Below are 23,976 nucleotides of genomic sequence, written 5' to 3' on the forward strand. Positions count from 1 at the left end.
GCTAGTGGCGATATTCGCCCTCTTCGTCGAACATCAGGTCTTCCATCCAGGCGTAGTTCGCTTCCTGCCCGGGCTGGTTGAAAAGCACCATCAGCACCACCCACTTGACGTCTTCCATATCGATGTCTTCTTCCTCCAGCGCCATCAGGCGATCGAGCACCTGTTCTCGCCGGGCCGGGTCAAGCACACCGATGTTTTCCAGATACAGGATGAGTCCACGGGCATCGACATCCAGTCGGCTACATTCGCCATCGGAGAAAATCCGCACCGGATTGCTCTCGTGGCCGGCCATGACCGGCATGCGGCGCTGCTCCGCCAGACCGTCGAGCCAGGAAAAAGCTCTTTCGATCTCGGCGCTGGAGAAGCCCGCTTCTTCCAGGCTGTCGCTCAGCGATTCGCGGTCCGGCGTTGTTTCGGGTTCGTCGTAGATGTAGTTCTCAAACAGATACATCAGCAGATCGAGCACGTTTTCTTTCATTCAGGGTCCTTGGTGCGTGCGGCTGTAGCGTCCGCCGGCGTGGGCCGTGACGTGACCATCCAGTTCCAGCAGGAGCAGCATGGAGGATACCGCCGCAGTCGTCAATTGTGTACGGCGGATGATTTCGTCGACGGGCGTGGGATCGTAGCCGATGGCGTCGAGCAGGCGCCGTTGCTCCTCGTCCAGCTTCACATGTGGTGCGGCACGTTCCGAATCAAGGCCTTCATCCGGGTTCGTCGCCAGGCGCGCGGCCAGGGCAAGGCCCAGCTGGCCGGCGAGCGGTCGCAGTTCCTCAAGCACTTCTTCGGCGGTTTCGATGAGCTTGGCGCCTTCGCGAATCAGGCGGTGGCAGCCGCGCGCCAGTGGGTTGTGCACCGATCCGGGAATGGCGAACACCTCGCGGCCCTGTTCCGAGGCCAGTCGGGCGGTGATCAGGGATCCCGAGCGCTGACCGGCTTCGACGACCAGGGTGCCCAGGCTCATGCCGCTGATCAGGCGGTTGCGGGCGGGGAAATGTCCGGCCCTGGGTTCGGTGCCGGGCGGAAACGTACTGACGAGTGCCCCCTGGCGAACGATTCTTTGGGCCAGATCGCGATGCCGGGCCGGGTAGACGCGATCCAGCCCGGTGCCGGCAACGGCAACGGTCCGGCCGCCGGCGTCCAGGCAGGCGGCATGGGCGTTGCCATCGACGCCGGCCGCCAGCCCGCTGGTAATGACCAGTCCGGCACTGGCCAGGGTGGCGGCGAATGAGCGGGCATGATCCAGGCCGCCAGCGGTGGCGTTGCGGCTGCCGACGATCGCCAGCTGCGGGCTGAGCAGGCAGTCGGGTTGCCCGGCCACGAACAGCGCCGGCGGCGGGTCGGCAATATCGCGAAGCAGTGGCGGGTAGTAATCGTCTTCCAGCGTGATCAGGTGATGGTCTTCGGGCGCCAGCCAGTCCAGGCAGCGCTGCATTGTCTCGGGATCGGGATGATGCAGGGCCCGGATCTGATTGCGGTTCAGCCCGGCATTGAGCAGATCACGATCGGAGGCCTCGATCCAGCCCGAGGGCGAGTCGAAATACTCGCTTAATTCGGCAAAGCGCCGGGTTCCCAGCCCCGGGGCGAGAACCAGTGCCAGCCAGTCGGAGACGGTGCTCCGGCTCGCCATGACCCGCGCTTACAGGCGCCGGTCGGGATGGTCGAGGCGATCGTCGACGCGAATCGCGTTGGTGCCGTCGAGAATGATCGCGTAGCTGATGCGGTCGAACGGTCTGAAAACCATGAGCTGGCCGGCAAATTCTTCGGGCAGTTCGACGTGCACCCGCTCGGGCGATTCGAAGGCGGCCCGGCTCATGCGCGGATACTCGATGTTGTCGCGCATGACGTCGCCGGGCCGGAAGGCAGAAAACATGTGGCCCGGCTGGACCCCGTCTTCGGTGCCGAGGTTGATGGCCACGATCTGATAGTGGCCGGCGCCGTAATAGGCCTCGCTGAGCGTGAGAATACGGCCGCCTTCCGGGGTTTCATCCATGGCCCGCGGGAAGAAGGTTTCCTCGAGCTGAAAATCATCGATCGGCAACACCCGATCTCCGGCCATGACCTCGCGGCGGCCCTCGACGATCTCGAGGACGGCGGGGTCACCGGCCCGCAGGACGACCGCCCGGGCCGCTTCGAGAAACTCGTAGCCGATGATCGGGTAGTCGAAGGCTTCGAGTTTTCCGACCGTGTTGAGCCAGAACTCGCTGCTGGGCCGCTCGCTGTAGGGCACCTGTCCGGCGCCCGTGCCGGTGCGGATACGGTTGCGGCGCATGCCGCGATCGCCGACGATCGCCTCGCTGCGGTCAACGAACTGGTGGACCATGCGGGCGATGATGACTTCCTCTCCCTCGGCCTTGTCGGCCATCCCGCGGGCATAGGTGCGGTCACCGATGCCGACCATGACCCGATGCTCGTAGTTTGCGATGATATAGGGAAGGTCTTCGATCTCTTCGGCGTCGAGGACCCGCGGACGTCTCAGAAAGGGCTCGATGGCGTCGCGCGGTAGCGTGGTGATCGGACCGTCGATGGCCTCCGAGCGAATCCGGGGCGAGAGTTTCTTGATCGAGTCGTCCACCATCAGGCGCGGTTCGCCGCCGATGAACACCAGCGAGATGACGTCGCCGGGATAAATCAGGTGTGGATTTTCGATCTCCGGGTTGGCCTGCCAGATGTTTGGCCATTGCCATGGCCGGGTCAGGAATTTCGAAGCGATATCCCAGAGCGTGTCGCCGGGCTGAACCACGTACTCCCTGGGGTGATCCTCACGCAGTTCGACGGCGCCTGCCTGCAGGCTGAGCGCCAGGACAACGACGGCCAGAACCATTACGATGCGTTTCACGAGCTTTCTCCCATGCGGCCAACGTGGCGTTGAGATTCGCAGGTTATCATAAGTATAGTTGCACAACAGCCCACCGTTACAGGGTTTATGAAACATCTATGGCACAACTGAACATTCTGGAATTTCCTGATCCGCGCTTGCGCAGGGTCGCCGAACCGGTCGACGAAGTGACCGACCACGAACGGCGCCTGGCCGCCGATATGCTCGAAACCATGTACGCCGCACGCGGCATCGGGCTTGCCGCGACCCAGGTCGACGAGGGCGTTCGCTTACTGGTGCTAGACCTCAGCGAAACCCGCGACGATCCGAAAGTATTCATCAATCCGGAGATTATCGGCAGTACCGGTAGCCAGACCTGCGAGGAAGGTTGTCTGTCGGTCCCGGGCATTTATGCCGAAGTCAAGCGGGCCGAGGAAATCCGGGTCCGGGCGCTGGGGCTGGACGGCAAGTCTTTCGAGCTTGATGCCGACGGGCTGCTGGCCGTTTGCATTCAGCACGAAATTGACCATCTCGACGGCAAGGTTTTCGTCGACTACCTCTCGCCGCTGAAACGGCGCATGGTGGAAAAAAAGCTCAAGAAACGGCAGCGCGAGCCCGAAGCGGTGGCATGAATCCGCGGCTGCTGTTTGCGGGCACGCCGACGTTCGCCGTGCCCGCACTACGAGCCCTGATCGAATCCGGACAATCGCCGCTGGCCGTGCTGACCCAGCCGGACCGTGCCGCCGGGCGGGGACGAAAGATGTGCCCGAGCCCGATCAAGCAGCTCGCCCTGGACGCCGGGATCGATGTTCTGCAGCCGGAACGGCTGAAGTCGTCCGATCTGGCGCCGCGTCTTAACGACTTGCAGCCCGATCTGCTGATCACTGCAGCCTACGGGCAGATCCTGCCGCGCTGGCTGCTGGCGCTGCCGCGCCACGGCTGCTGGAATCTTCACGCTTCGCTGTTGCCGCGCTGGCGCGGTGCCAGTCCCATCAACCAGGCGATCCTGCACGGCGACGCCGAGACCGGCGTTTCCCTGATGCAGATGGAAGCCGGCCTGGACACCGGACCTGTGCTTGCGCAGGCGGCCACCGCCATCGGTGATGAGGAGACCGCCGGCGAGCTGCACGATCGGCTGGCGCCCATGGCCGCTTCCCTGCTGCTGCAAACGCTGCGGCAACTGGTCGACGGGACGTTGCCGGCGGCCGAGCCGCAGGACGATGCCAGGGCGACCCACGCACCGCTGATCAGCCGCGGCGATGCCAGCCTGGACTGGCAGCAGCCGGCCAGGAACCTGGTCCGCCGGGTCCGGGCCTTCAACCCCTGGCCGGTGGCTTTTGCGCGGCTGGACGGGTTGGATGTGCGTATTTTTCGCGCGCGCGCCGGCGGCAGCGTCGGCCAAGCCCCGGGAACACTGGTCCGCGGGCATGGACGGCCGGATGCGGTGGTCGTGGCCTGCGGCGAGGGCAGCCTGGAAATCCTCGAGCTGCAGGCGCCGGCGCGCAAGCGCGTGACCGCGGTGGACTGGCTGAATGCCCACCCCGACTGGCGCTGAGCCCAGGCTGGCGGCGGCCAAAGCCGTCGCGGCGGTTCTGGATCGCGGACGCGCATTGGATGATGCCCTCGCCGAAGACCTGCGGGGCCTCGACAAGGCCCGCGACAGGGCCCTGGCACGACGCCTGTCGCATGCCCTGATGCGCGACTGGCCGGCGGCCAATTTTCTGGTCACGCAACTGGTCGCGCGTCGCCCCGCCCGGCGCGACCGCCTGGTGCACTTTATTCTGGCCATTGCACTGGTCGAATTGCGGCAGGCACGAGAGCCGGCGCGGGCGGTCGTGCACTCCGCCGTCGAATCTGCCGATCGCGCCGGTCTGCGCCACCTTCGCGGCCTGGTCAATGCCGTCTTGCGCAACTACCAGCGCCGGCAGGCCGAGCTCCAGCGCGCAATGCCTTCTGATCCGGTGCATCGCCTTGGTTATCCAGGCTGGCTGCTTGAGCGGATCCGCAGCGACTGGCCTGAAGACTGGGAGCGGATTCTGACAGCCGGCAATGCTTCGCCGCCGCTGTGGCTGCGGGTGAATCGGCGTCGCTGGTCGATTGACCAGGCGCGCCAGGCCTTGACGGATGTCGGGCTGGACACGCGCATGGTGGCGGGTCTCCCGGACGCGCTGGTCCTGGATCGGCGCGTGGCGATCAGCGAACTGCCAGGTTTCGAGGAGGGACGGCTGTCGATCCAGGACGGTGCGGCTCAGGCGACCGTGGAATACCTGCGGCTGGAACCGGGCTTGCGGGTGCTGGATGCCTGCGCCGCGCCCGGCGGCAAAAGCGCTCACGTGCTCGAACGCGAGGCGCTGGATCTGACCGCCGTCGAGATTGATCCGCGGCGACTCGAGCGTGTCAGCGCGACCTTCGACCGCCTGGGCCTGTCGGCCCGTGTGCTGGTCGGCGATGCTGCCGAGCCGCAAACCTGGTGGGATGGCGTGCCCTATGATCGCATCCTGATCGACGCGCCGTGCTCAGCCAGCGGGGTAATCAGACGGCATCCGGACATTCGCTGGCTGCGCCGGCCCGACGACCTGAAGGCCCTCGTGCGGCTGCAGGCGCGGCTGCTCGATGGCTTGTGGCCGCTGCTCAGGCCAGGCGGTATCCTTGTGTATGCCACCTGCTCGATCCTCAAGGCCGAAAACGAGGCCCAGGCCCAACGCTTCCTGGAACAGCATGCTGACGCCCGAATCCTCCACCAACCCGGCCGACCGGGCCATGTCCAGACCCCGGGACACCAGATTCTGCCTGGCGAGGGCGATATGGACGGTTTCTATCATCTGGCTGTTGAGCGCCTGCACCGCGGATCCTGATCTGCACGGGCATCTTCGCCTGATTGACCCCGAGCCGCACTGGCGGGGCGAGGTGCTGGGTATTCGCGCCGGTATCGATTTCGAACCCGGTCCCCGGGTGATCGAAGCGCTGGATCACGGTGTGACCATCCCGATTCGCTTTCAGTCCCGCATCGGACCGCCGCTGCGACGGCTGCCGATCACGGATGATCCGCGCAGCCACCGTTTCGAAATTCGATATCTGCCGTTGATCCGCCACTACGAGCTCACCGACTTGCGGTCCGGCGAACAGACCAGCTATCCGCGCCTGGCCATGGTGCGCGACGCACTGGCGCAGCCACGCTGGATGGAAACGCGCCACCGTGACCGCCACTCGGGCGGGTCTGGCTGGCGCCTGCAGGCCCGGGTCGAGATCGATCGAAAGCGTCTTCCCTCGCCCATGCGGTTGCCGGTCTGGTTTGACCGCAACTGGGGCCTGGGCGATGACTGGCATACCTGGAAACCGGAAGAGTACGGAGGGCAGTGAGGTGACCAGCCAGGTTCTGCGCCGCAGCCTGCGAGCGGTCCCGCTGATCGCGGTGCTGGTCGTGTTGCTCAGCTCGTTGTACCTGGTCTCCAGCGTCGAACAGGAGGCAACCCAGCTCGGGCGTGCCGCGTTCTGGGTTTTCGTGACCACGGTGCTGGCGCTGGTGATCCTGATGCTGGTGATCGGCGGTCGGCTGCTGCGCCTGGTCCAACGCGTCCGGCGCGGCGAGCCGGGCTCGCGCCTGACCGCGCGCCTGGTCGCGCTGTTCATCGCCCTGGCGCTGCCGCCGGTGGTGGTGCTGTACCTGTTTTCGCTGGAGTTCCTCTCCGAGACCGTTTCCGGGTGGCTGGATGTCGAGGCCGAGCAGGCGCTGGCCGACGCGATCGAGCTGGGCCAGATGTTCATGGACGTGCGCAGCCGCGAGGCGCGCCAGCAGGTGGGCCGCCTCGGCGAGGAGCTGGCGCTGGATGACGATGAACGGCTCTACGATCAACTGCTGGCGGCGGTCAGCAGCGCCGGGCCAACCGAATTGTCGGTTCTGGAAGCCTCCGGTCGAACCCGGGTGACGGTGAGCATTGACCCGTCCCGCCTGGTGGCCGATCGGCCCAGCGGGTTTGCGCTGGCCCAGGCACTGGACAATGAGCAGTACGCCACCGCCGAGCCGGGGGCAGATGGCCTGCAGATCCGGGTTCTGCGCCGGCTGAGATCGCCCGTGGTGGGCGCCCGGCCGCAGTTGCTGCAGGCGGTTTATCCGCTGCCCGATGATTTCAGTGCCCTGGCTGAAGGCATTGAGCAGGCCTATTTTCGCTACCAGAACGTCTCGTTCCTGCGCGGTCGTCTGGAGCAGAGCCTGGTACTGATCCTGTCGCTGGTCCTGCTGCTGACGGTGTTTCTGGCCATGCTGCTGGCCTTCAACGCCGCCCGCCGGCTGACCCGTCCGGTGCGCGACCTGGCCATCGCGACCGAGGAGCTGACCGCGGGCCGGTTTCCGCGCGAGCTGCCGGTCACCAGCCGCGACGAGCTGGGATTTCTGGTCGATTCGTTCAACACCATGACCCGCGAACTGTCAGCCAGCCGGCGGGCGCTGGAAGCACAGCGACGTTACCTGGAAATCGTGCTCGGCCGGCTGTCGGCTGGTGTACTGGCGGTCGATGGCGAAGGTCGGCTGAGCGCGTTCAACGAATCGGCCGGGCGCATTCTGGGGCTGGACGCCCAGGCTGATCGCTACCGTAGCCTGGAGGCGTTGTCCGAGGATCGCCCCGACCTTCGTCCATTGCTGGCGCTGGTGCAATCACGCGGTGCCTCGTCGGCCACCGACTGGCGCAAGGAAATCCAGCTGGGCGATCCGTCCCAGCCGCTGGTGCTTGTTTGTCGCGGCTCCGAGCTGCCGGCCGAGACTGGCGGCCAGGTGGTGGTTTTCGACGATGTCACGGTGCTCGATCAGGCCCAGCGCGAGGCCGCCTGGGCCGAGGTGGCGCGGCGCCTGGCCCATGAGGTCAAAAACCCGCTGACGCCGATCCAGCTGGCTGCCGAACGCCTGCAGTACAAGCTCGAGGGCGAGCTGCCGCCCGATCAGCGCCAGCTGCTGAGCAAGGCCACGACGACCATTCGGGCCCAGGTCGACACCCTCAAGCGTCTGGTCGATGCCTTCGGCGACTATGCCCGGCCCAGCCCGATGCGGAGGGAATCGGTCGCCCCGGCCGAACTGGTGGCCGAGATTGCCGACTTCTACGCCAGTGGCGATGTGCCGGTTCGCTTCGCGATTGAGGCCAGCGAGGACGCCGGTGAGATCCTGGCCGACGCGGGCCGCTTGCGCCAGGTCCTGATGAACCTGGTCCGTAATGCGCAGGAGGCCCAGCCCGAGGCGACCCCGACCCTGCGCATTGCCGTTCGCCCGGCCGCTCGCGATCAGCGCCCGGGAATCGAACTGGTGCTGCGCGATGACGGCCCGGGGTTCGGTGCCGGGGTACTGGCACGGGCTTTTGAGCCCTACGTGACGACCAAGACCCGGGGTACGGGGCTGGGTCTGGCCATTGTTCGTCGAATCATCGAGGAGCACGGCGGGACGATCGTGATCGGCAACGCCCAGGCCCCGGATTGCCGCGGCGCCGAAATTCGTATCTGGCTGCCTCGCGAATAGTGGTAGGCCGACTGCGGTATGCTTTCGCCAATCTTTCTGTCACCCCGTGAAGTCTGTCTGTCCTGATGGCCGGCGCCCGCATCCTGATCGTTGATGATGAACCCGATATCCGCGAGCTGATCGTGGACATTCTCCAGGACGAGGGTCATCAGGTCTGCGCGGCCGCCGACGCCGCCCAGGCGCGCGAACAGCGGCGTTCGCAGACCCCGGAGCTGATCCTGCTCGATGTCTGGATGCCCGATACCGACGGCATTTCGCTTTTGCGCGAGTGGCGCGATGCCCAGGCGCTGGACTGCCCGGTGGTGATGATCTCGGGCCACGGCTCGGTCGAAACCGCGGTCGAGGCGACCCGCCTGGGCGCGTACGATTTCATCGAAAAGCCGGTCTCCATGGCCAAGCTGCTGGTGACCGTGAACAACGCCCTGGAGGCCGGCCGGCTCAAGCGCGAGAATGCCGGGCTTAAGCAGCGCGCCCCCTCGGTCATGGAACCGCTGGGACGATCGCTGGCGGTGCAGAACCTGCGTCGCCGCCTGGAAAAGGTCGCGGCCCACGACGCGCCGGTGCTGATCACCGGGGAACCGGGGGTCGGCAAGCAGCAGGCCGCGCGCTGGATTCATGCCCACTCAAGACGGGCCCAGGGGCCGTTCGTGGCCGCGCCGACCCGGATCGAGGCCCAGGGCTGGCGCAATCTGCTGCTGGGGAGCGCCGGCGAGCCCGGCTTGCTGGCCCAGGCCCAGGGTGGGGTACTGTTCATCAACGACATTACCCTGCTGGATGCGTCGGCCCAGTCGCTGCTGCTGCGCATTCTGGAAAGCGGCCACCTGGAGCCGGACTCCAGCACCAGTTCCGAGCTCGATATTCGCATCATCACCGGTGCCGGTGCCGGTCTGGCCGACCTGGTACGCTCGGGCCGGATCGATGAGTCCCTGTACTACCGTCTCAACGTCCTGCCGCTGGAGATTCCGCCCTTGCGCGAGCGCCAGGAGGACGTGCCGGACCTGGTCCGTTTCTACGCCGAGTATTTCCCCTCCCGCGACGGCCTGCCCTATCGGCATTTTTCGGTGGCCGCCCAGAATCGTCTGCGCCAGCATCGCTGGCCGGGCAACCTGCGCGAGTTGAGAAACCTGGTCCAGCGGCTGCTGATTCTGGGGGGCGACGAGGAGGTTTCGGTGGCCGAGATCGACGAGGCCTTGGCCCAGGTCGACGCCGTCAGCGCCGGGCCAGGCCAGCAGATACCGGCGCTGTTTCGCCTGCCGCTGCGCGAAGCGCGCGAGGAGTTCGAACGTCAGTATCTCACCCATCAACTCAAGCTGGCCGAAGGCAGCGTGGGCAAGCTGGCCGAGGCGGTGGAAATGGAGCGAACGCACCTGTATCGCAAGCTTCGGCAACTGGGTATCGACCCCAAGCAGGTCTGAGGAGCCAGGAAACCATGCAGATCATCATTCTCGGGGCCGGCCAGGTGGGATCGGGCATGGCGCGCAGCCTGTCGCGCGAGGAAAACGACATTACCGTGGTCGACGTCGACGCCGAGCGCTTGCGCGAGCTACAGGAAAAGCTCGACATCCGCACCGTGCTGGGGCATGCCGCCCACCCGCAGACCCTGATCCGTGCAGGCATCGAAGACGCCGAGCTCCTGATCGCGTTGACCAACTCCGACGAGACCAACATGATCGCCTGCCAGGTCGCCTACTCCTTGTTCAACACCCCGACCAAGGTCGCGCGCGTGCGCGCTGCCGACTACCTGGCCCACCCCGAGTTGTTCGACCGCGAGCACGCGCCGATTGACGTGCTGATCAGCCCGGAGCAGCTGGTCACCGACCATGTCCAGCACCTGATTGAATATCCCGGCGCCCTGCAGGTGCTCGATTTCGCCGACGGTCGGGCCCAGCTGGTCGCCACGCGGGCCTTTCACGACGGCCCGCTGGTTGGTCGCGAGCTCAAATCGCTTCGCGACAAGCTGCCCGAAGGCGTCGATGCGCGGGTCGCGGCGATTTTTCGCAACGACGAACCGATTATTCCCCGCGGCGACACCGTCATCGAGGTCGACGACATCGTCTTCTTTCTGGCCGCCAAGCGCGATATCCCGGTGGTCATGCGCGAGCTGCGGCGCATGGGTGGTCCGGCCAACCGCATCATCCTGGCCGGCGGTGGCAACATCGGCGCGGCCCTGGCCGCGCGCCTGGAGCGCAATCACCACGTCAAGGTGATCGAGGCCGACCCGGCCCGGGCCGGGCACGTGGCCGAAGACCTGGATACCGCCATCGTGCTGGTCGGTGACTGCGCCGACGAGGACCTGCTGCACGAGGAAGGCATCAACGAGACCGACGTTTACTGTGCCCTGACCAACGACGACGAGGCAAACATCCTGTCCTCGATGCTGGCCAAGCGCATGGGCGCCGACAAGGTCATCACGCTGATCAACCGCCCGGCCTATGTCGACCTGGTCGAATCCGACCGCATCGATGTCGCGGTCAGCCCCCAGCAGGTGACCATCGGCGCGCTGCTCACGCACATCCGGCGCGGCCACATGGTCCGCGTCCATTCGCTGCGGCGCGGCGCGACCGAGGCCATCGAGGCGGTCGCCCACGGCGCGCCCGGCCAGTCGAAGGTGGTCGGCAAGCGCATCGAGGAAATCGAGCTGCCGCCGGAGACCACCATCGGCGGCATCATCCGCGGCGAAGAGGTGATCATCGCCCACCACGACGTCGTGATCCAGAACGACGATCACGTGGTGCTGTTCGTGGCCGATCAGCGCCAGATTCGCGAGGTCGAGAAGCTGTTCTCGGTGGACGTGGTCTTCCTGTAATGCGCTGGGCCGCCTATGCCCCGGTGCAGCGGATCGTCGGGGTCCTGCTGCTGTTCATCAGCCTGGCTTTCCTGCCGCCGCTGGTGTTTGCCGTGGTCAACGAGGACGGCGCGGCCATGGCCTTTGTGATCAGCCTGGTGACCGTGAGCCTGACCGGGCTGGGCCTGTACTGGCCGGTTCGCAAAGCCCACCACGACCTGCGCATCAGCGACGGTTTCCTGGTCGTCGTGGCCTGCTGGGCTGCGGTCTGCCTGGCCGGCGCCATCCCGTTCGTGCTGGCGCTGGACGCCAGCCTGGCCGACGCGGTTTTCGAGTCGACATCCGGCATTAGCACGACCGGCGCAACGGTCTTTTCGGGTCTGGACGTCATGCCGATCTCCATTCTCTGGTACCGCCAGCAGCTGCAGTGGATCGGGGGTTTGGGTATCATCATCCTGGCCGTGGCCATCCTGCCGATGCTGCGCGTGGGCGGCATGCAGGTCGCCCGCGCCGAGGCCACCGGCCCGGTCAAGGAGCGGCGCCTGACCCCCAGAATCGCCGAGACCGCCAAGGCCCTGTGGGCGATCTACATCGGCTTGACGCTGGTCTGCGCGGCCGCCTACTGGGCGGCCGGGATGAGCCTGTTCGACGCCTTCGCCCATTCGTTCACGACCATTTCGACGGCCGGATTTTCGACCCACGACGCCTCGATCGGCCATTTCGACAGCGTCCTGATCGAGTGGCTGGTGACCTTCTTTCTGTTCGTCTCCAGCCTGAATTTTGCCCTCCACTATCTGGCTTTGCGTCGGGGATCGGCCCAGGTGTATTTGAAAGACCCCGAACTGAAACTGTTTGCCATGCTGCTGCTGATCGTGACCGTTCTGGTCACCTTCCTGCTCTGGCAACAGCATGCTTATGACAGTTTCTGGGAAGCCCTGCGCTACGGGGTGTTTCAGTCGATGTCCTACACCACCACCACCGGTTTCGGGACCGCCGACGTATCGCTGTGGCCGGGTACCCTGCCGTTGCTGCTGATCCTGGTCAGCGCGCTGGGCGGCTGCGCCGGTGCGACCACGGGCGGGGTGAAGATCATCCGGGTCTACCTGCTGACCAAGCAGGGGATGAGAGAGCTTCAGCGGCTGGTCCATCCGCGCGCGGTGGTGCCGCTCAAGCTGGGCCGGCGCACGCTGGACCCGGAAGTGGCCAACGCCGTGTGGGGGTTCGTCTCGCTCTATATTCTGTGCATCATCGTTCTGACGCTGATCGTTTCAGGGATCGAGGATGATCTGGTTACCGCCGTGTCGGTGGTGTTTTCGGCCATGAACAACCTCGGCCCGGCGCTGGGCGAGGCCTCGTCAAACTGGGGCTCGCTGGCCGATTCGACCAAGTACCTGATGAGTTTCGCGATGTTGCTGGGACGGCTGGAAATCTTTACCGTACTGGTGCTGTTGACCCCGAGCTATTGGAAGCACTGATCCCTGCATGAATCCGGAAGTCATTGAGCAACTGATTGAAAAGGGCCGGGATGGCTACGAGGCCCGCCTGGCGGCCGGGCAGGCGCGTCTGAAGGCCGGGCCGCTGGATCGGGCGATCGAGCATCTGGTCAGGGCGACCGATTTCAGGCCCGACCAGACCATGGCCTGGCAGGACCTGGGCAAGGCGTACCAGCTCGGCGGCGATGCGGCCGCCGCACGCGCTGCCTGGCAGCGCGGCCTGGAAGCGGCTGTCGCCAATGGTGACAAGCAGGCCGAGAAAGTCATGGCTGTCTGGCTGAAGCGGCTGGATCGCTCAGATCCCCAATGACCCGGCAACGGATACTTAGTCTTCGATGCGCTTGAATCGCGGCACCGGCTGACCCTCGATCTGCTTGTGGTCGGTGAACAATTCCAGCGGCCTCACCCACAAAGCGCGGTCGCCGTACAGCGGGCGGTAGACCACCATCCATTCCTCGGTTTCGGAGTGGCGGGCGACGTCGAGGACCTGGTATTCGCCGCCCTTGAAATGGCGATAGCGCCCGGGCTGGATGGAAGGTTTCATCATGCTTGGCCTGTGTTCGAAAAAGCTCGGATCCCGTAGAGTCAAGTCGACCGAAAGGCGCTGGAGGCGGTGGGCGTGCTACATTCGACCAAATGTGAAGATAGCAGAATCGGCCAGGGTGCCAGCGAAATCCTCGCCGGTTTTGTCGCAGGGTAGACGGGTGGTCTTTCAGTCCCAGCATCGGAATCCATTATCGCCATGCCGGCCGGCATGGTCCGCGGTGATATTCGCGGTCGGTGCCGGCGGCCCCGCGCTCGCGCTGGGCGGGAGTGAGTCGGACATCGTCCGGCTGGCCGCCGATCATCCCGCCTTGATCAGCTTCATCCTGCTGATCCTGGCCAGTTTGATGGTGCTGGCGTGGATGCTCTGGCGTCGTGGCCGGCGCCTGCGCGAAAGCAACGTCCAGATCGAGAAGGTTCTGGCCGACCGCGAGCGCATGGCCAGCAAGCTGCCGGTGGGGCTGTACAAGCTGGTCGATCCCGGGAATGAGGATGTCTTTCGCGTCGACAGCATGAGCGACCGGGCGCTGGAGTTGCTCGGGGTGGCGCGGCCCGCGGTGATGGCTGATGCCTATGCCGCGTTCGCCAACCTCCACCCCGACGATCGTGAACGGGTCGTGCAGCGCAACGAACAGGCGCGGCGAGAGGTCGTCCCCTTTCGCGTCGAGGCCCGGTTTCGGGTCGAGGGCCGCCAGCGCTGGCTGCGGATCGAGTCCTGGCCCGTCCGGTTCGATGGCAAGGTCGAGTGGTCCGGGTGCATTATTGACGTCACCGACCGGCACGAGGCCGAGTCCCGGTTTCAGGCGCTGTTTGAGCAAAGCCCGTTGGCCATCATGCTGCACGACGCTGAAACCGGCGAGGTGCTGGACGCCAATCGCGCGGCCTGGGAGTCCTACGGGCTGGACTCCCTGGCGGCTTTGAAAAAACGCGAACTGTGGGCAGCGCCACCGTATTCGGCGGCCGAGGCGCTGGCGCTTATCCGCGCTGCCGCCGAAGGTCGAGTCCAGCGATTCGAGTGGTGCAGCATCAACGTCCACGGCCAGCCGTTCTGGGAGCTGGTCAGCCTGATGCCGGTGGTGATCGAGGGCCGCCTGCGGGTGTTCTCGACCGCGATCGACATCACCGAACTGCGCGCCAGCCAGCAGCGGTTCCGGGCGATATTCGAGCAATCACCGGTTGCCGTTCTGGTCCAGGATGCCGTCAGCGGCGAAGTGCTCGATGCCAATGAGCAGGCCTGGCTTAGCTATGGTTTCTCGTGCCTGCAAGATTTCAAGACGGCTGCAGCGGCCGGACGCCTCAGCGTGGAGCGCGATGGCCAGACCGGTCCCCAGAAATTGCGCGAGGCGGTTGCAAAAGGTGGTGATCGACTCGAATGGCCATCGCGCCATGCCGATGGGCATATGCTGTGGTTTGACGTCACGCTGACCCCGATCGACCTGGAGGGTCGCAGGTGCTGTCTGTCGGTCTGTCTGGATGTCACCCAGCAACGCGAGGTGGCTCGGCGACTGCGCGAAAGCGAGGCTCGTTTTCGGCGTATTCTTCAGGATATCGACGGGGTGGCGGTGCAGGGCTATCGCCTGGACGGGAGCGTCAGTTACTGGAACCGCGCCTCCGAAGCGCTGTACGGCTACAGCGAGCAGGAAGCGCTTGCAGGCAATCTGCTCGATCTGATCATCCCGCCGGAGATGCGTGCCGAGGTCAGCGCCAATCTGCAAAGCGTCGCCGAAGGCGGCGAGATTCCCAACGGCGAGCTTGAGTTGTTGCGCAAGGACGGTAGCCGGGTGCCGGTGTACTCCAGTCACACCGTGCTCAAGTCAACGTCCGACGAGCCGGAGCTGTTTTGCGTTGACATCGACCTGAGCGAACGGAAGGCGCACGAGCAGGCGCTGGACCGCCTGGCCAACTACGACAACCTGACCGGTCTTCCCAATCGCCGCCTGATGGGCGAATTGATCGAGCAGATGATGGCCAGAACGCGTCGCAACGGGGGTACCTTCGCCCTGTGTTATCTGGATCTGGACGACTTCAAGCCGATCAATGATTGCCATGGCCACGACGTCGGCGACCAGGTTCTGGTGGCCATCTCGCGGCGGCTGCGCAGGCTGGTGCGCGGCAGTGACCTGGTGGCCAGGCTGGGCGGGGATGAGTTCGTGGTCGTGCTCGACGGCATCGGCGACGGTCCGGAACTCGATCGCCGGCTGGGCTTCCTGCTCGAGGGCGTCGCCCGACCTATCCGGGTTGATCGTCTGCAGCTTCAGGTTCACGGCAGTATCGGTGTGACCCTCTTTCCCCAGGATTCCGGTGATCCGGACGCCCTGCTGCGCCATGCCGACCAGGCCATGTATCGGGCCAAGGCGCAGGGCCGCAACCAGTACAGCCTGTTCGATATCGAATTGGCCGCCAACGTGCAGCGGCGCCGCGAGCGCCTTCTGGCAATCGAGCATGGGCTCGATCAGGCGCAGTTCCGTCTGCACTATCAGCCCAAGATCGACCTGGCCAGGGGTCGCGTTGTCGGGTTCGAGGGCCTGGTTCGCTGGCATCGCCCGGACGGCGAGGTGCTGGCGCCCATGGCGTTTCTGCCCGACCTCGATCGCAGCGACCTGGAGCGGCGCTTCGGTGAAACCATGATCCGACAGGCACTGGATCAGGCCACGGCCTGGTTCACGTCCGGTCTGGCGGTTACCGTCAGCGTCAATATTTCCGGTCCGCACCTGCTCAGCGAGGGCTTCGTCGAAGTGCTGGCCGAATTGCTGGAAAGGCATCCGGACTGTCCACCCGATCGCTTGGCCCTCGAAATCGTCGAAAGCGCTGCCGTCAACGATCTGGAGCGTGCGGTGTCCGTGCTCAAACAGATCCGGGAACTCGGAGTGCAGGTGTCGCTGGACGATTTCGGAACCGGCTACTCCTCGCTCAGCCACCTGCGCTCGTTGCCGGTTGACGAGGTCAAGATCGATCAGAGTTTTGTGCGCGACATGCTCGACGACATCAACGATCGCAACATCGTCCAGAGTGTGATCAGTCTGGCCGAAGCCTTCAGCCTGCGCGTGGTCGCCGAGGGTGTTGAAACCGCCGAGCACGCCGAGGCGCTGCAGCAGCTGGGCTGCACTCTGGTTCAGGGCTACGCTTTTGCCCGCCCCATGCCGGTCGCCGAAGTGGCTGACTGGCTCGATCGTCAGTCGTCTTCGACCAGCTCGTAGGCGCCGTCGGCGTCGTGGGTCTCGCGTCCGGTGACCGGCGGATTGAAGGCGCAAATCAGGCGCATGTCCTCTGTTCCGCCGCGCAGGATGTGGCGATCGTGCTGGTCCAGGGCGTAAATCACGCCGTCGTGAATCTCATGTACTTCTCCGGTGGCCAGATCCTCGATGCTGCCGTTGCCGGCCACGCAGTAGACCGCCTCGAGGTGGTTCTTGTACCACATGTGCAGCTCGGCACCGGCCGGGATGATGGTTTCGTGGAAGCTGAAGCCCATACGGTCGCTCTTGAGCAGCAGGCGTCGGCTGACCCAGCCTTCGCTGTGGACTTCGCGTTCGGTACCGATGATGTTGTCGACGTCTCTGACGATCATGAATCTTGTATCCGCTGGTTCTGAGTTTGCCTAAGGGTACCGTGCCGGCACCGATCTTGTTGCGCGACGGCGCAAACCCCGTATCATGCAACGATGATCGGGTCTCGGCCGGTAAACCATGACTGAGCGAGAAGAAGCGCGACTGCCTCAGCTATCGCGTGACCAGATTTTGTGGATCCTGGGTACAACGCTACTGATCGGCTGGCTGGTCTGGCTGCTGGCCCCGGTGTTGACCCCATTTCTGGTCAGCGCCCTGCTGGCCTACATCGCCGACCCCATCGTGTCGTGGCTGGAGCGGATGCGGATGCGGCGCGACGTGGCGGTTTCGCTGGTGTTTGTGGTGGCGGCGCTGCTGCTGGCCCTGGCGCTGGTGCTTATCCTGCCGCTGCTGATCCGCGAGACCACCGAGCTGTTCAATCGACTGCCCGGCTACTTCGAGCAGCTGCAGAGCCGTTTTCAGCCGGTTCTTGAAGAGCAGCTGGGCCTGCAGCTTGATCCGGAGACGTTCGATGCGGCGCGGCTGCGCCAGCTGCTGGAAGAAAACTTTTCCAACATCGCCAACGCCGCCCAGGCCACCTGGGGCTATCTGACCGAGTCGGGCGGCCGCTTCATGGTCTGGGTGACCGGCATTATCCTGATCCCGCTGGTGTCGTTTTACCTGATGCGCGACTGGAATCGCCTGATCGCGATCATCCGCGACATGCTGCCGCGCAATATCGAGCCCATCGCGGTCCAGTTGGCCGGTGAGTGCGACGAGGCGCTGGGCGGCTTCCTGCGCGGCCAGATCCTGGTGATGTTCAGCCTCGGGGTGATTTACGCGATCGGGCTGTGGCTGGTCGGCCTGAACAACGGCATTGCCATCGGCATGATCGCCGGGCTGGTCAGCTTTGTGCCTTACCTGGGGGCGATTACCGGCGTGTTGCTGGCCGGCGTCACCGCTGTGATCCAGAACTTTGATTTCTGGTTTTTGCTTTCGATCGCCGTGGTCTTCACCTTCGGCCAGCTGGTGGAAAGCTTTGTCCTCACCCCGCGGCTGGTCGGGGACCGCATCGGCCTGCACCCGGTGCTGGTGATCTTCCTCGTGCTCGCCGGCGGCCAGCTGTTCGGTTTTATCGGCGTGCTGCTGGCGCTGCCGGTGGCCGCGGCCGGAACGGTGCTGGTGCGCTACTTCTACCGCGGCTACAAGCAAAGCCGTATCTACCAGGACGAGGAACGTTCGTGAGCCGGATTTCGCCTCAGGGCAGCAGCCGGCAGAGCAGATCGATGCCGTCGATGATGCGCGGCGTCGGCCGGATCAGCGTATCTGGCTCGACCGCGATCAGGCTGAGATCATCGGGCAAGTGGTCGCGGTCGCGACGCCAGCGTTGGAGAGGGTCATCGCCGCCCGGCTCGGTGCCGGCGACAATCACCGCCGGTTGGCGAGCCAGTACCGCTTCATAGTCGACCGCCGAAGCCTCGACGTCCAGATCGGCAAAGATATTCCGCGCGCCGCAGCGGCGCAGCACTTCGGTCAGGATGTGTCGTCCGCCCAGCGTGTAAAGCGGCCGCTCGGAGACCTGGTAGAACGTTGGCAGATCCGCCTCTGCGGGTTCCGGTCGCTCGGCCAGGGCGCTGCGGTAGTCTTTGGCCGCTTGCTGCCCTCGATCCGGCCGTCCCAGGCGCCGGCCGATCTCGACCAGGGCCGAGCCGATCTCTTCAAGCCGCCCGATGCGAATCCAGGCCACTTCGATGCCCAGTTCCTCCAGCCGCTCTGCCGCGGCGGCCGGCGTGCCGCCCTCCCAGGCGAGGGCAAGATCCGGATCCAGCCCGAGGACGCGCTCCAGGTCCAGGCGAAAGGCGTCGCCGATCAGCGGCAGCTCGGCGGCCTCGGCCGGGTAATCGCTCCAGGCCACGGTGCCCACCAGCGCATCCCCGGCGCCGGCGGCAAAGGCCAGCTCGGCCAGATGCGGCGCCAGCGCAATCACTCGCGGCGGCTGCGCCCCGGCCGGCTCGGTCGCCGCGCTCAGCGCCAGCGCCAGCATCAGGCCGACCGCCAGGCCGGTCCGAACCCTGAACCCCGAACCCCGTACCCTAGATCCGGTAGGCATAGGTCAGCGTCGCCGTCAGCACCAGCCACAGCAAAAAGAGCAGCGGCAGTCCGACGCGAACGAAATCGTTGAACTTGTAGCCGCCGGCGTTCATGACCAGCAGGTTGGTCTGGTAGGCCATGGGCGTGGCGAAGCTCAGATTGGCGCCGAACAGCACGGCCAGCACGAAGGGCTCGGCCGGCAGCATCAGCTGCTGGGCCAGAGAAATGGCGATCGGTGTGCCGATCACGGCCGCGGCGTTGTTGGAAACCACGTTGGTCAGCGCGGCCATGGCCAGCATCAGCCCGCCCAGAATCACGAAACCCGGCACCCCGAAACTGGCGGCCAGGAAGACCTGGGCCAGCCAGTCGGCGCCGCCGGTTCGCATCAGCGCCATCCCCAGCGCCAGCGAGGCGACGATGATCATCACGACCTGGATCGACAGCGCACTCATCGCCTCCTTCCAGGTCAGGCAGCGTGTGACCAGCAGCGCCAGCACCCCGAAAACGGCGCTGATGGCGATCGGCAGGATGCCCAGTGCGGCAACCACGATCACGCTGGCCATGATCGCCAGGGCAATCGGCGCCTTGGTCGTTTTGGGCAGATTGACGCTGCCGTCGAGGACGAGAAAATCGCTACCTTCCTTGAGGACCCCGAGCTTGTTGGGGGTGGACTGGACGAGCAGCACGTCGCCGGAGCGCAGCACGGTGTTGTCCAGACCGGTCGCGCGACTGTTGTCCGTGCCGCTGGACACCCGGTGCAGCGCCAGCAGGCGCAGACCGAATCGCGACAGCAGTCGTGCCTGGCCGATGCGCACCCCGAGCAGGCGCGAGGTCGGGGTGATGGCGACTTCGGCGATCTGCTGGTTCAGCGCTTCGAGCGGGTGACTGTCGTCGACCTCGACGTCGCCGGAATAGAGCTTGCCGCCGAGCAGATGGGCGAATTCGCGCAGGTTGTCGCGGGTGTTGGTGGTCGTGATGCGATCGCCGGCCTTGAGCTTGACGTCGGGCAGGGGGGTGACGAACACGCCCGGGCCGCGCTGGATTTTTTCGACCTTGAGCTTTCCGTCGCAGGCTTCGATGGCGTCCGCCAGGGTTTTGCCGGTGGCCGCGGAGTGCTGTTCTAGGCGAATCTGGGCGGTGTAGAGTCGCTGCACGGACGACTGCAGCGGCACCTGGCGTTCGGGGATCAGGCGCGGGGCGATCAGCCAGAGGTAGAGCAGGGCGACGACGCTGGCGATCATCGCCGGAACGATGAAGTCGAACATCTGGAACTGGGCAACGCCCATGTCGAAGGCGACCCCGACCACCAGCAGGTTGGTCGAGGTGCCGATGGTGGTCGACATCCCGCCGATGATGCTGATCAGCCCGACCGGCAGCAGCATGCTGGAAGGCGAGGTACCGGTTCTAAGAGCGACCCCGATCAGGATGGGCAGCAGCATCACGACGATGGGTGTGTTGTTGATGAACGCGCTCAGGGTTGCGCAGATGACCAGGGTGAGCAACAGGGAAAGACTCGGTGACCGTCGCCAGGAGGCGGCCAGCAGCCGTCCGACCGGCTCCAGTGCCCCGGACCGGATCAGCCCCTGGCCGAGGATCATCAGGGATGACACCGCGATCAGCGCCTGGTGGCCGAAGCCCTGGAAAAAATCGACCGAGTTCAGTTCGCGGCCGTCAGGCCCGGTATACGGGAACAACTCGAAGCCCACGGCCAGCACCGCCAGCACCACCAGAGAACTGGTTTCCAGCGGGATCCGGTCGCGCGAAAACAGCACCAGTGCCAGCAGGACCAGCAATAGAACGGCCAGGGCATGAGCATTGGGCAGCAACAGGTTCATGGGCCGCCATTCTACGGCCAACGGAGTCCTACGGTATTTCGTCGCGAAGCGCGGTGGCCAGCTCGGCGGCATTGCGTATCGGTGCCAGGCAGCGACGTCCGCGGCACAGGATCGCCAGCGGGGATTGAGCAGACGCCAGTTCCGCCAGCTGGGTCGGGGGCTCATCCTCAGGGTCCAGCACGGGGATTCGGTAGCAGGCCACCGCGGGATACTGGTCGGCTGCGCGCTGCATTGCCGCCAGCTGCTCGGCGGGCCCGGCGAGGAGAATTTGCGCGCGCGTCTGGGTGGTTTCCAGAGCGGCGCTGATCAGCGTCGCATAGGCCAGCGGCGTGCGCTTGGCATCGCCGGCGGCGGCCCGCAGACTGCGTTCGGCTGCCGCCAGCAGCGTGGGCTCGCCGGTCAGATCACCCAGGCGAAGCAGCCCGCGGATCGCGAGCCCGGCGCCGGCCGGGGTGGCGTCGTCGGTGTAGGCCAGCGGTCGGGTCAGCAGCGGCTCGTGATCGACCGAAGTGAAATACATGGCGCCGCTTTCGGGGTCGGTGAACTGCTGCTCAATCCGGCGAGCGATGCGCCGGGCGAGGTTGAACCAGCGCCGCTCGAAACGCCACTGCAGCAGCTCCAGGCAGGCCAACAGTGCGGCCGCATGATCGTCCAGGCTGGCGTTTTGCGCGCTGCGGCCCCGGCGCCAGACCGCGCGCGGCGGTTCGTGGCCGAACAGACTGATCGCGACGGCGTCCAGTGCACGGGCAGCCTGTTCGCGCCAGTCTTTGCGACCGAGCAGTCGACCGGCTTCGGCGAGGCTGGCGATCGCCAGGCCATTCCAGCTGCCAACCAGCTTGTCGTCGATGGGCGGGGCCGGGCGCTGGTTCCTGGCAGCCAGCAGCGTGGCAAGCGCTTCGTCCAGCAGCGCTGTTATCGCTTTGCGGTCGCGTCCGCCGTCGGTCAGTTCGTCAAAGTCCTTGCTGATAACCGGATGCCAGGCGCGGCTTTCGAAGTTGGGCGGTCCGTCCAGGCCGAAGCGGGCGCAGAAGATATCGGCCTGATCTGCCGGCAGCAGGGTTCTTACCTGCTGCGGGGTCCAGACATAGAACGCGCCTTCTCCGTCCTGGCTGTCGGCATCGCAGCTGGCCGCGAACGCGCCATTGTCGAGGCGCATTTCCCGGAGTAACCAGTTCACCGTCTGCTCGCTCAGGCCGCGGTATCCGGCGTGATCCCAGCGTCGGGCAGCGCGGGCGAACAGACCGAGCAAAAGAGCGTTGTCAGACAGCATCTTTTCGAAGTGGGGGATCTCCCAGGCCGCATCGGTTGCGTAGCGGAAAAAGCCGCCTCCGAGGTGGTCGCGAAGACCGTAGCGGGCGATGGCGTCCAGGGTGTCGGCCAGCATGCGCTCGGCCTGGTCGTCATGGTCGATCAATGACTCCAGCGCCATCAGCACCGGTGCCTGGGGGAACTTGGGCGAAGTGCCGAAGCCGGCATGTTCGGCGTCGAAGCGGGCTGCCAGCTGCCCGATCAGGTCGTCGGCGGCGCCGGCGGGTCCGGATTCGTCCGGGTGTGGACTGGCAATGGCCTGCAGTGCCTCCTGGACCTGCAGGTGCTGGGCGCGCAGCTCGTCGCGGCGCGTGGACCAGATTTCCTGGATGCGCGCGAGTAGGTCGGAAAAGCCGATCAGGCCATGCCGCGGTTCAGGCGGAAAGTAGGTGCCGGCAAAAAACGGCGCCTGGCTGTCGGGGTCGAGAAAGACCGTCAGCGGCCAGCCACCACCGCGGCCGCTCAGCAGCTGGTGGGCCAGTTGATAGATGCGGTCGAGGTCGGGACGCTCCTCGCGATCGACCTTGATGTTGACGAAATGCTCGTTCATCAGCTCCGCCGTGGGCTCATCGGCAAAGCTCTCCTCGGCCATGACATGGCACCAGTGGCAGGCGCTGTAGCCGATCGACAGCAGGATGGGACGCTGGGTACGGCGCGCCAGTTCAAGGCTCTCGCGGCTCCATTCCAGCCAGTGCACCGGGTTGTCGGCGTGCTGGAGCAGGTAGGGGCTTAAGGCACGATCGAGCTGATTGCGCAGGTCCATGAGGTCGCCTGGGAGATGTCGTTCGGATGGGCAGGATAACTTGATCGGTTACACTTGCGCGCCGAACCAAAGCGAACGCCGGGTCGCCGTCCTCGATGCAGACAACCGATTCGATCGTGCTGAAAAAAGGGGAGGATCGGCGCCTGCGCGCCGGCCACCTCTGGGTGTTCAGCAACGAGGTTGACGTGCACACCACGCCGCTGACTGAGCTGGTTGCCGGGCAAACCGCCAATGTTGTCGATGCTGCCGGCCGCAGCGTGGGAACGGCCCTGGTCAACCCGCATTCGCTGATCTGCGCGCGCCTGATCAGCCGGCGCCCGGACGTGGAGCCATCGGCGGCATGGCTGCTTGAGCGCATGCGCTCGGCGCTGGCCATGCGCGAGCGTTTTTTCAGCCAGCCGTTTTACCGCATGGTGTTTGGCGAAAGCGACGGTCTTCCCGGCCTGATCGTCGACCGCTTTGGCGGTTTTCTGGTCGCCCAGGCCAACACCGCCGGTATGGACCGGCTACGGCCGGACATTGAGCAGGCGCTGCAGCAGCTTCTGCAGCCCGACGGCGTGCTCTGGCGCAACGACGCCGCGGTGCGAGAGCTCGAAGGCCTGGGTCGAAGCATCGAGCCCGGCCCCGGCAAGCTGCCGGACAAGCTGGCTGTCATCGAAGGCGACCTGCGCTTCGAGATCGAACTGGCGGCCTCGCAGAAGACCGGCTGGTATTTCGACCAGCAAGCCAACCGGCAGCGGGTCTGGCCGCTGCTGGGAGATTGTGAGCGTGTTGCCGACCTGTATGCCTACCACGGCGCCTGGGGTCTGGGGGCAGCCGCCCTCGGCGCTGCGCGCGTGGAGTGCGTGGATTCGTCGCTGCCGGCGGTCAACGCTATGCGCAGCAACGCCCTGGCCAATCGACTCGATGATCGGGTGACGGCCACGCAGCAGGACGTTGAGCAGTGGCTGGATGCACGGCTTGCCGGGAAAGAGCGCTTCAATGCGGTCATTGTCGATCCGCCGGCTTTCGCGCCGCGCGCACGCGACGTCAAAGTGGCGCTGGCGGCGTATCGGCGCATCAACGAAAAAGCGCTGCGCCTGATTCGTCCGGGCGGCCTGCTGGTGACCTGTTCGTGTTCGGCGCACGTGTTCGAGGACCGCTTCATCGATATCGTTCAGCAGGCGGCCCGCCACGTCGATCGCGATCTTCAGGTCCTCATGCGGCTCGAGCAGGGGCCGGATCATCCGGTGATGCCGGCGATTCCCGTGACCCGCTACCTCAAGGGTCTGGTGGTGCGGGTGATGGAGAGTTTCTGAGGC

General features: G+C 65.5%; 20 protein-coding genes. 12 read left to right on the forward strand and 8 right to left on the reverse strand.

The genetic code is table 11. From position 1 onward, the window contains the following. Window position 1 precedes the first annotated feature (1 nt). Genes G3I74_RS09125 through G3I74_RS09135 form a run of 3 tightly spaced genes read right to left on the reverse strand, consistent with a single transcriptional unit; the run spans window position 2 to window position 2,836 of the window. The gene (locus G3I74_RS09125) at window positions 2-478 is read right to left on the reverse strand and encodes a Smg family protein (RefSeq protein WP_164211285.1); all 477 of its coding nucleotides are present in this window, start codon (window positions 476-478) and stop codon (window positions 2-4) included. Further along, entirely contained in the window at window positions 479-1,627 is a 1,149-nt protein-coding gene (dprA, locus tag G3I74_RS09130; RefSeq protein ID WP_164211286.1) for a DNA-processing protein DprA, read from the reverse strand. A 9-nt stretch (window positions 1,628-1,636) separates the two neighbouring features. Further along, window positions 1,637-2,836, reverse strand: a complete 1,200-nt coding sequence (locus G3I74_RS09135) for a LysM peptidoglycan-binding domain-containing protein (RefSeq protein WP_164211287.1) — start codon at window positions 2,834-2,836, stop codon at window positions 1,637-1,639. Window positions 2,837-2,934: 98 nt separating this feature from the next. Here G3I74_RS09135 and def point away from each other — a divergent pair, with 98 nt between their 5' ends. The 9 genes from def (at window position 2,935) to G3I74_RS09180 (ending at window position 12,903) form a co-directional block, all read left to right on the forward strand. Continuing rightward, window positions 2,935-3,447 (forward strand): peptide deformylase, encoded by a 513-nt coding sequence (gene def / locus G3I74_RS09140; RefSeq protein ID WP_164211288.1) that lies wholly within the window; start codon window positions 2,935-2,937, stop codon window positions 3,445-3,447. Further along, window positions 3,444-4,370: a methionyl-tRNA formyltransferase gene (fmt, locus tag G3I74_RS09145; protein WP_164211289.1), complete on the forward strand. Its 927-nt coding sequence runs from the start codon at window positions 3,444-3,446 to the stop codon at window positions 4,368-4,370. Before def ends, fmt begins: the two co-directional genes overlap by 4 nt. Continuing rightward, window positions 4,348-5,670: a 16S rRNA (cytosine(967)-C(5))-methyltransferase RsmB gene (gene rsmB, locus G3I74_RS09150; RefSeq protein WP_164211290.1), complete on the forward strand. Its 1,323-nt coding sequence runs from the start codon at window positions 4,348-4,350 to the stop codon at window positions 5,668-5,670. The genes fmt and rsmB overlap by 23 nt, the downstream gene beginning before the upstream one ends. Further along, window positions 5,645-6,175, forward strand: coding sequence for a DUF4390 domain-containing protein (locus G3I74_RS09155; RefSeq protein WP_164211291.1), 531 nt, complete (start codon window positions 5,645-5,647; stop codon window positions 6,173-6,175). The genes rsmB and G3I74_RS09155 overlap by 26 nt, the downstream gene beginning before the upstream one ends. A gap of 1 nt (window position 6,176) precedes the next feature. Beyond that, a complete protein-coding gene (locus tag G3I74_RS09160; RefSeq protein WP_164211292.1) occupies window positions 6,177-8,315 on the forward strand; it encodes an ATP-binding protein in 2,139 nt (712 codons plus the stop codon). Window positions 8,316-8,380: 65 nt separating this feature from the next. After that, window positions 8,381-9,730 (forward strand): sigma-54-dependent transcriptional regulator, encoded by a 1,350-nt coding sequence (locus G3I74_RS09165; RefSeq protein ID WP_164211293.1) that lies wholly within the window; start codon window positions 8,381-8,383, stop codon window positions 9,728-9,730. Between the two features lie 14 nt (window positions 9,731-9,744). Further along, window positions 9,745-11,121: a Trk system potassium transporter TrkA gene (gene trkA, locus G3I74_RS09170; protein ID WP_164211294.1), complete on the forward strand. Its 1,377-nt coding sequence runs from the start codon at window positions 9,745-9,747 to the stop codon at window positions 11,119-11,121. Then, a complete protein-coding gene (locus G3I74_RS09175) occupies window positions 11,121-12,575 on the forward strand; it encodes a TrkH family potassium uptake protein (RefSeq protein WP_164211295.1) in 1,455 nt (484 codons plus the stop codon). The genes trkA and G3I74_RS09175 overlap by 1 nt, the downstream gene beginning before the upstream one ends. A gap of 7 nt (window positions 12,576-12,582) precedes the next feature. Beyond that, complete coding sequence (locus tag G3I74_RS09180) at window positions 12,583-12,903, forward strand: tetratricopeptide repeat protein (protein ID WP_164211296.1); 321 nt, start codon at window positions 12,583-12,585, stop codon at window positions 12,901-12,903. Window positions 12,904-12,918: 15 nt separating this feature from the next. On the opposite strand, the gene G3I74_RS09185 is transcribed toward G3I74_RS09180, so the two are convergent. Next, window positions 12,919-13,137, reverse strand: coding sequence for a DUF1653 domain-containing protein (locus G3I74_RS09185; protein WP_164211297.1), 219 nt, complete (start codon window positions 13,135-13,137; stop codon window positions 12,919-12,921). A gap of 220 nt (window positions 13,138-13,357) precedes the next feature. Between G3I74_RS09185 and G3I74_RS09190 the strand changes: the two genes are divergently transcribed. After that, a complete protein-coding gene (locus G3I74_RS09190; RefSeq protein WP_164211298.1) occupies window positions 13,358-16,333 on the forward strand; it encodes an EAL domain-containing protein in 2,976 nt (991 codons plus the stop codon). Here the strand turns inward: G3I74_RS09190 and G3I74_RS09195 are convergent. Further along, on the reverse strand, window positions 16,309-16,701 hold the full coding sequence (locus tag G3I74_RS09195; RefSeq protein ID WP_164211299.1) for an ectoine synthase: 393 nt from the start codon (window positions 16,699-16,701) through the stop codon (window positions 16,309-16,311). The genes G3I74_RS09190 and G3I74_RS09195 overlap by 25 nt on opposite strands. Before the next feature lie 118 nt (window positions 16,702-16,819). On the opposite strand from G3I74_RS09195, the gene G3I74_RS09200 reads away from it, so the two are divergent. Further along, a complete protein-coding gene (locus G3I74_RS09200) occupies window positions 16,820-17,923 on the forward strand; it encodes an AI-2E family transporter (RefSeq protein WP_164211300.1) in 1,104 nt (367 codons plus the stop codon). Between the two features lie 13 nt (window positions 17,924-17,936). On the opposite strand, the gene G3I74_RS09205 is transcribed toward G3I74_RS09200, so the two are convergent. Genes G3I74_RS09205 through G3I74_RS09215 form a run of 3 tightly spaced genes read right to left on the reverse strand, consistent with a single transcriptional unit; the run spans window position 17,937 to window position 22,675 of the window. Continuing rightward, window positions 17,937-18,788 carry a helical backbone metal receptor gene (locus G3I74_RS09205; RefSeq protein WP_164211301.1) on the reverse strand — a complete coding sequence of 284 codons (852 nt, stop codon included), beginning with the start codon at window positions 18,786-18,788 and terminating at the stop codon, window positions 17,937-17,939. Beyond that, a complete protein-coding gene (locus tag G3I74_RS09210; RefSeq protein WP_164211302.1) occupies window positions 18,772-20,604 on the reverse strand; it encodes an SLC13 family permease in 1,833 nt (610 codons plus the stop codon). Before G3I74_RS09210 ends, G3I74_RS09205 begins: the two co-directional genes overlap by 17 nt. A 28-nt stretch (window positions 20,605-20,632) precedes the next feature. Then, complete coding sequence (locus G3I74_RS09215; protein ID WP_164211303.1) at window positions 20,633-22,675, reverse strand: thioredoxin domain-containing protein; 2,043 nt, start codon at window positions 22,673-22,675, stop codon at window positions 20,633-20,635. 95 nt (window positions 22,676-22,770) lie between these two features. Here G3I74_RS09215 and G3I74_RS09220 point away from each other — a divergent pair, with 95 nt between their 5' ends. Then, a complete protein-coding gene (locus G3I74_RS09220; RefSeq protein ID WP_164211304.1) occupies window positions 22,771-23,973 on the forward strand; it encodes a class I SAM-dependent rRNA methyltransferase in 1,203 nt (400 codons plus the stop codon). The last annotated feature ends 3 nt before the right edge of the window (window positions 23,974-23,976 follow it).

This window comes from Wenzhouxiangella limi, from assembly GCF_010499265.1.
Lineage (GTDB): Bacteria > Pseudomonadota > Gammaproteobacteria > Xanthomonadales > Wenzhouxiangellaceae > Wenzhouxiangella > Wenzhouxiangella limi.

Coding starts and splice junctions, on each gene's coding strand:
- rsmB (WP_164211290.1), top strand. CDS start 4,348: ATGCCCACCCCGACTGGCGCTGAGCCCAGGCTGGCGGCGGCCAAAGCC.
- def (WP_164211288.1), top strand. CDS start 2,935: ATGGCACAACTGAACATTCTGGAATTTCCTGATCCGCGCTTGCGCAGG.
- G3I74_RS09205 (WP_164211301.1), bottom strand. CDS start 18,788: ATGCCTACCGGATCTAGGGTACGGGGTTCGGGGTTCAGGGTTCGGACC.
- G3I74_RS09220 (WP_164211304.1), top strand. CDS start 22,771: ATGCAGACAACCGATTCGATCGTGCTGAAAAAAGGGGAGGATCGGCGC.
- G3I74_RS09175 (WP_164211295.1), top strand. CDS start 11,121: ATGCGCTGGGCCGCCTATGCCCCGGTGCAGCGGATCGTCGGGGTCCTG.
- G3I74_RS09200 (WP_164211300.1), top strand. CDS start 16,820: ATGACTGAGCGAGAAGAAGCGCGACTGCCTCAGCTATCGCGTGACCAG.
- G3I74_RS09215 (WP_164211303.1), bottom strand. CDS start 22,675: ATGGACCTGCGCAATCAGCTCGATCGTGCCTTAAGCCCCTACCTGCTC.
- G3I74_RS09185 (WP_164211297.1), bottom strand. CDS start 13,137: ATGAAACCTTCCATCCAGCCCGGGCGCTATCGCCATTTCAAGGGCGGC.
- G3I74_RS09210 (WP_164211302.1), bottom strand. CDS start 20,604: ATGAACCTGTTGCTGCCCAATGCTCATGCCCTGGCCGTTCTATTGCTG.
- fmt (WP_164211289.1), top strand. CDS start 3,444: ATGAATCCGCGGCTGCTGTTTGCGGGCACGCCGACGTTCGCCGTGCCC.
- G3I74_RS09165 (WP_164211293.1), top strand. CDS start 8,381: ATGGCCGGCGCCCGCATCCTGATCGTTGATGATGAACCCGATATCCGC.
- G3I74_RS09180 (WP_164211296.1), top strand. CDS start 12,583: ATGAATCCGGAAGTCATTGAGCAACTGATTGAAAAGGGCCGGGATGGC.
- dprA (WP_164211286.1), bottom strand. CDS start 1,627: ATGGCGAGCCGGAGCACCGTCTCCGACTGGCTGGCACTGGTTCTCGCC.
- G3I74_RS09125 (WP_164211285.1), bottom strand. CDS start 478: ATGAAAGAAAACGTGCTCGATCTGCTGATGTATCTGTTTGAGAACTAC.
- G3I74_RS09195 (WP_164211299.1), bottom strand. CDS start 16,701: ATGATCGTCAGAGACGTCGACAACATCATCGGTACCGAACGCGAAGTC.
- trkA (WP_164211294.1), top strand. CDS start 9,745: ATGCAGATCATCATTCTCGGGGCCGGCCAGGTGGGATCGGGCATGGCG.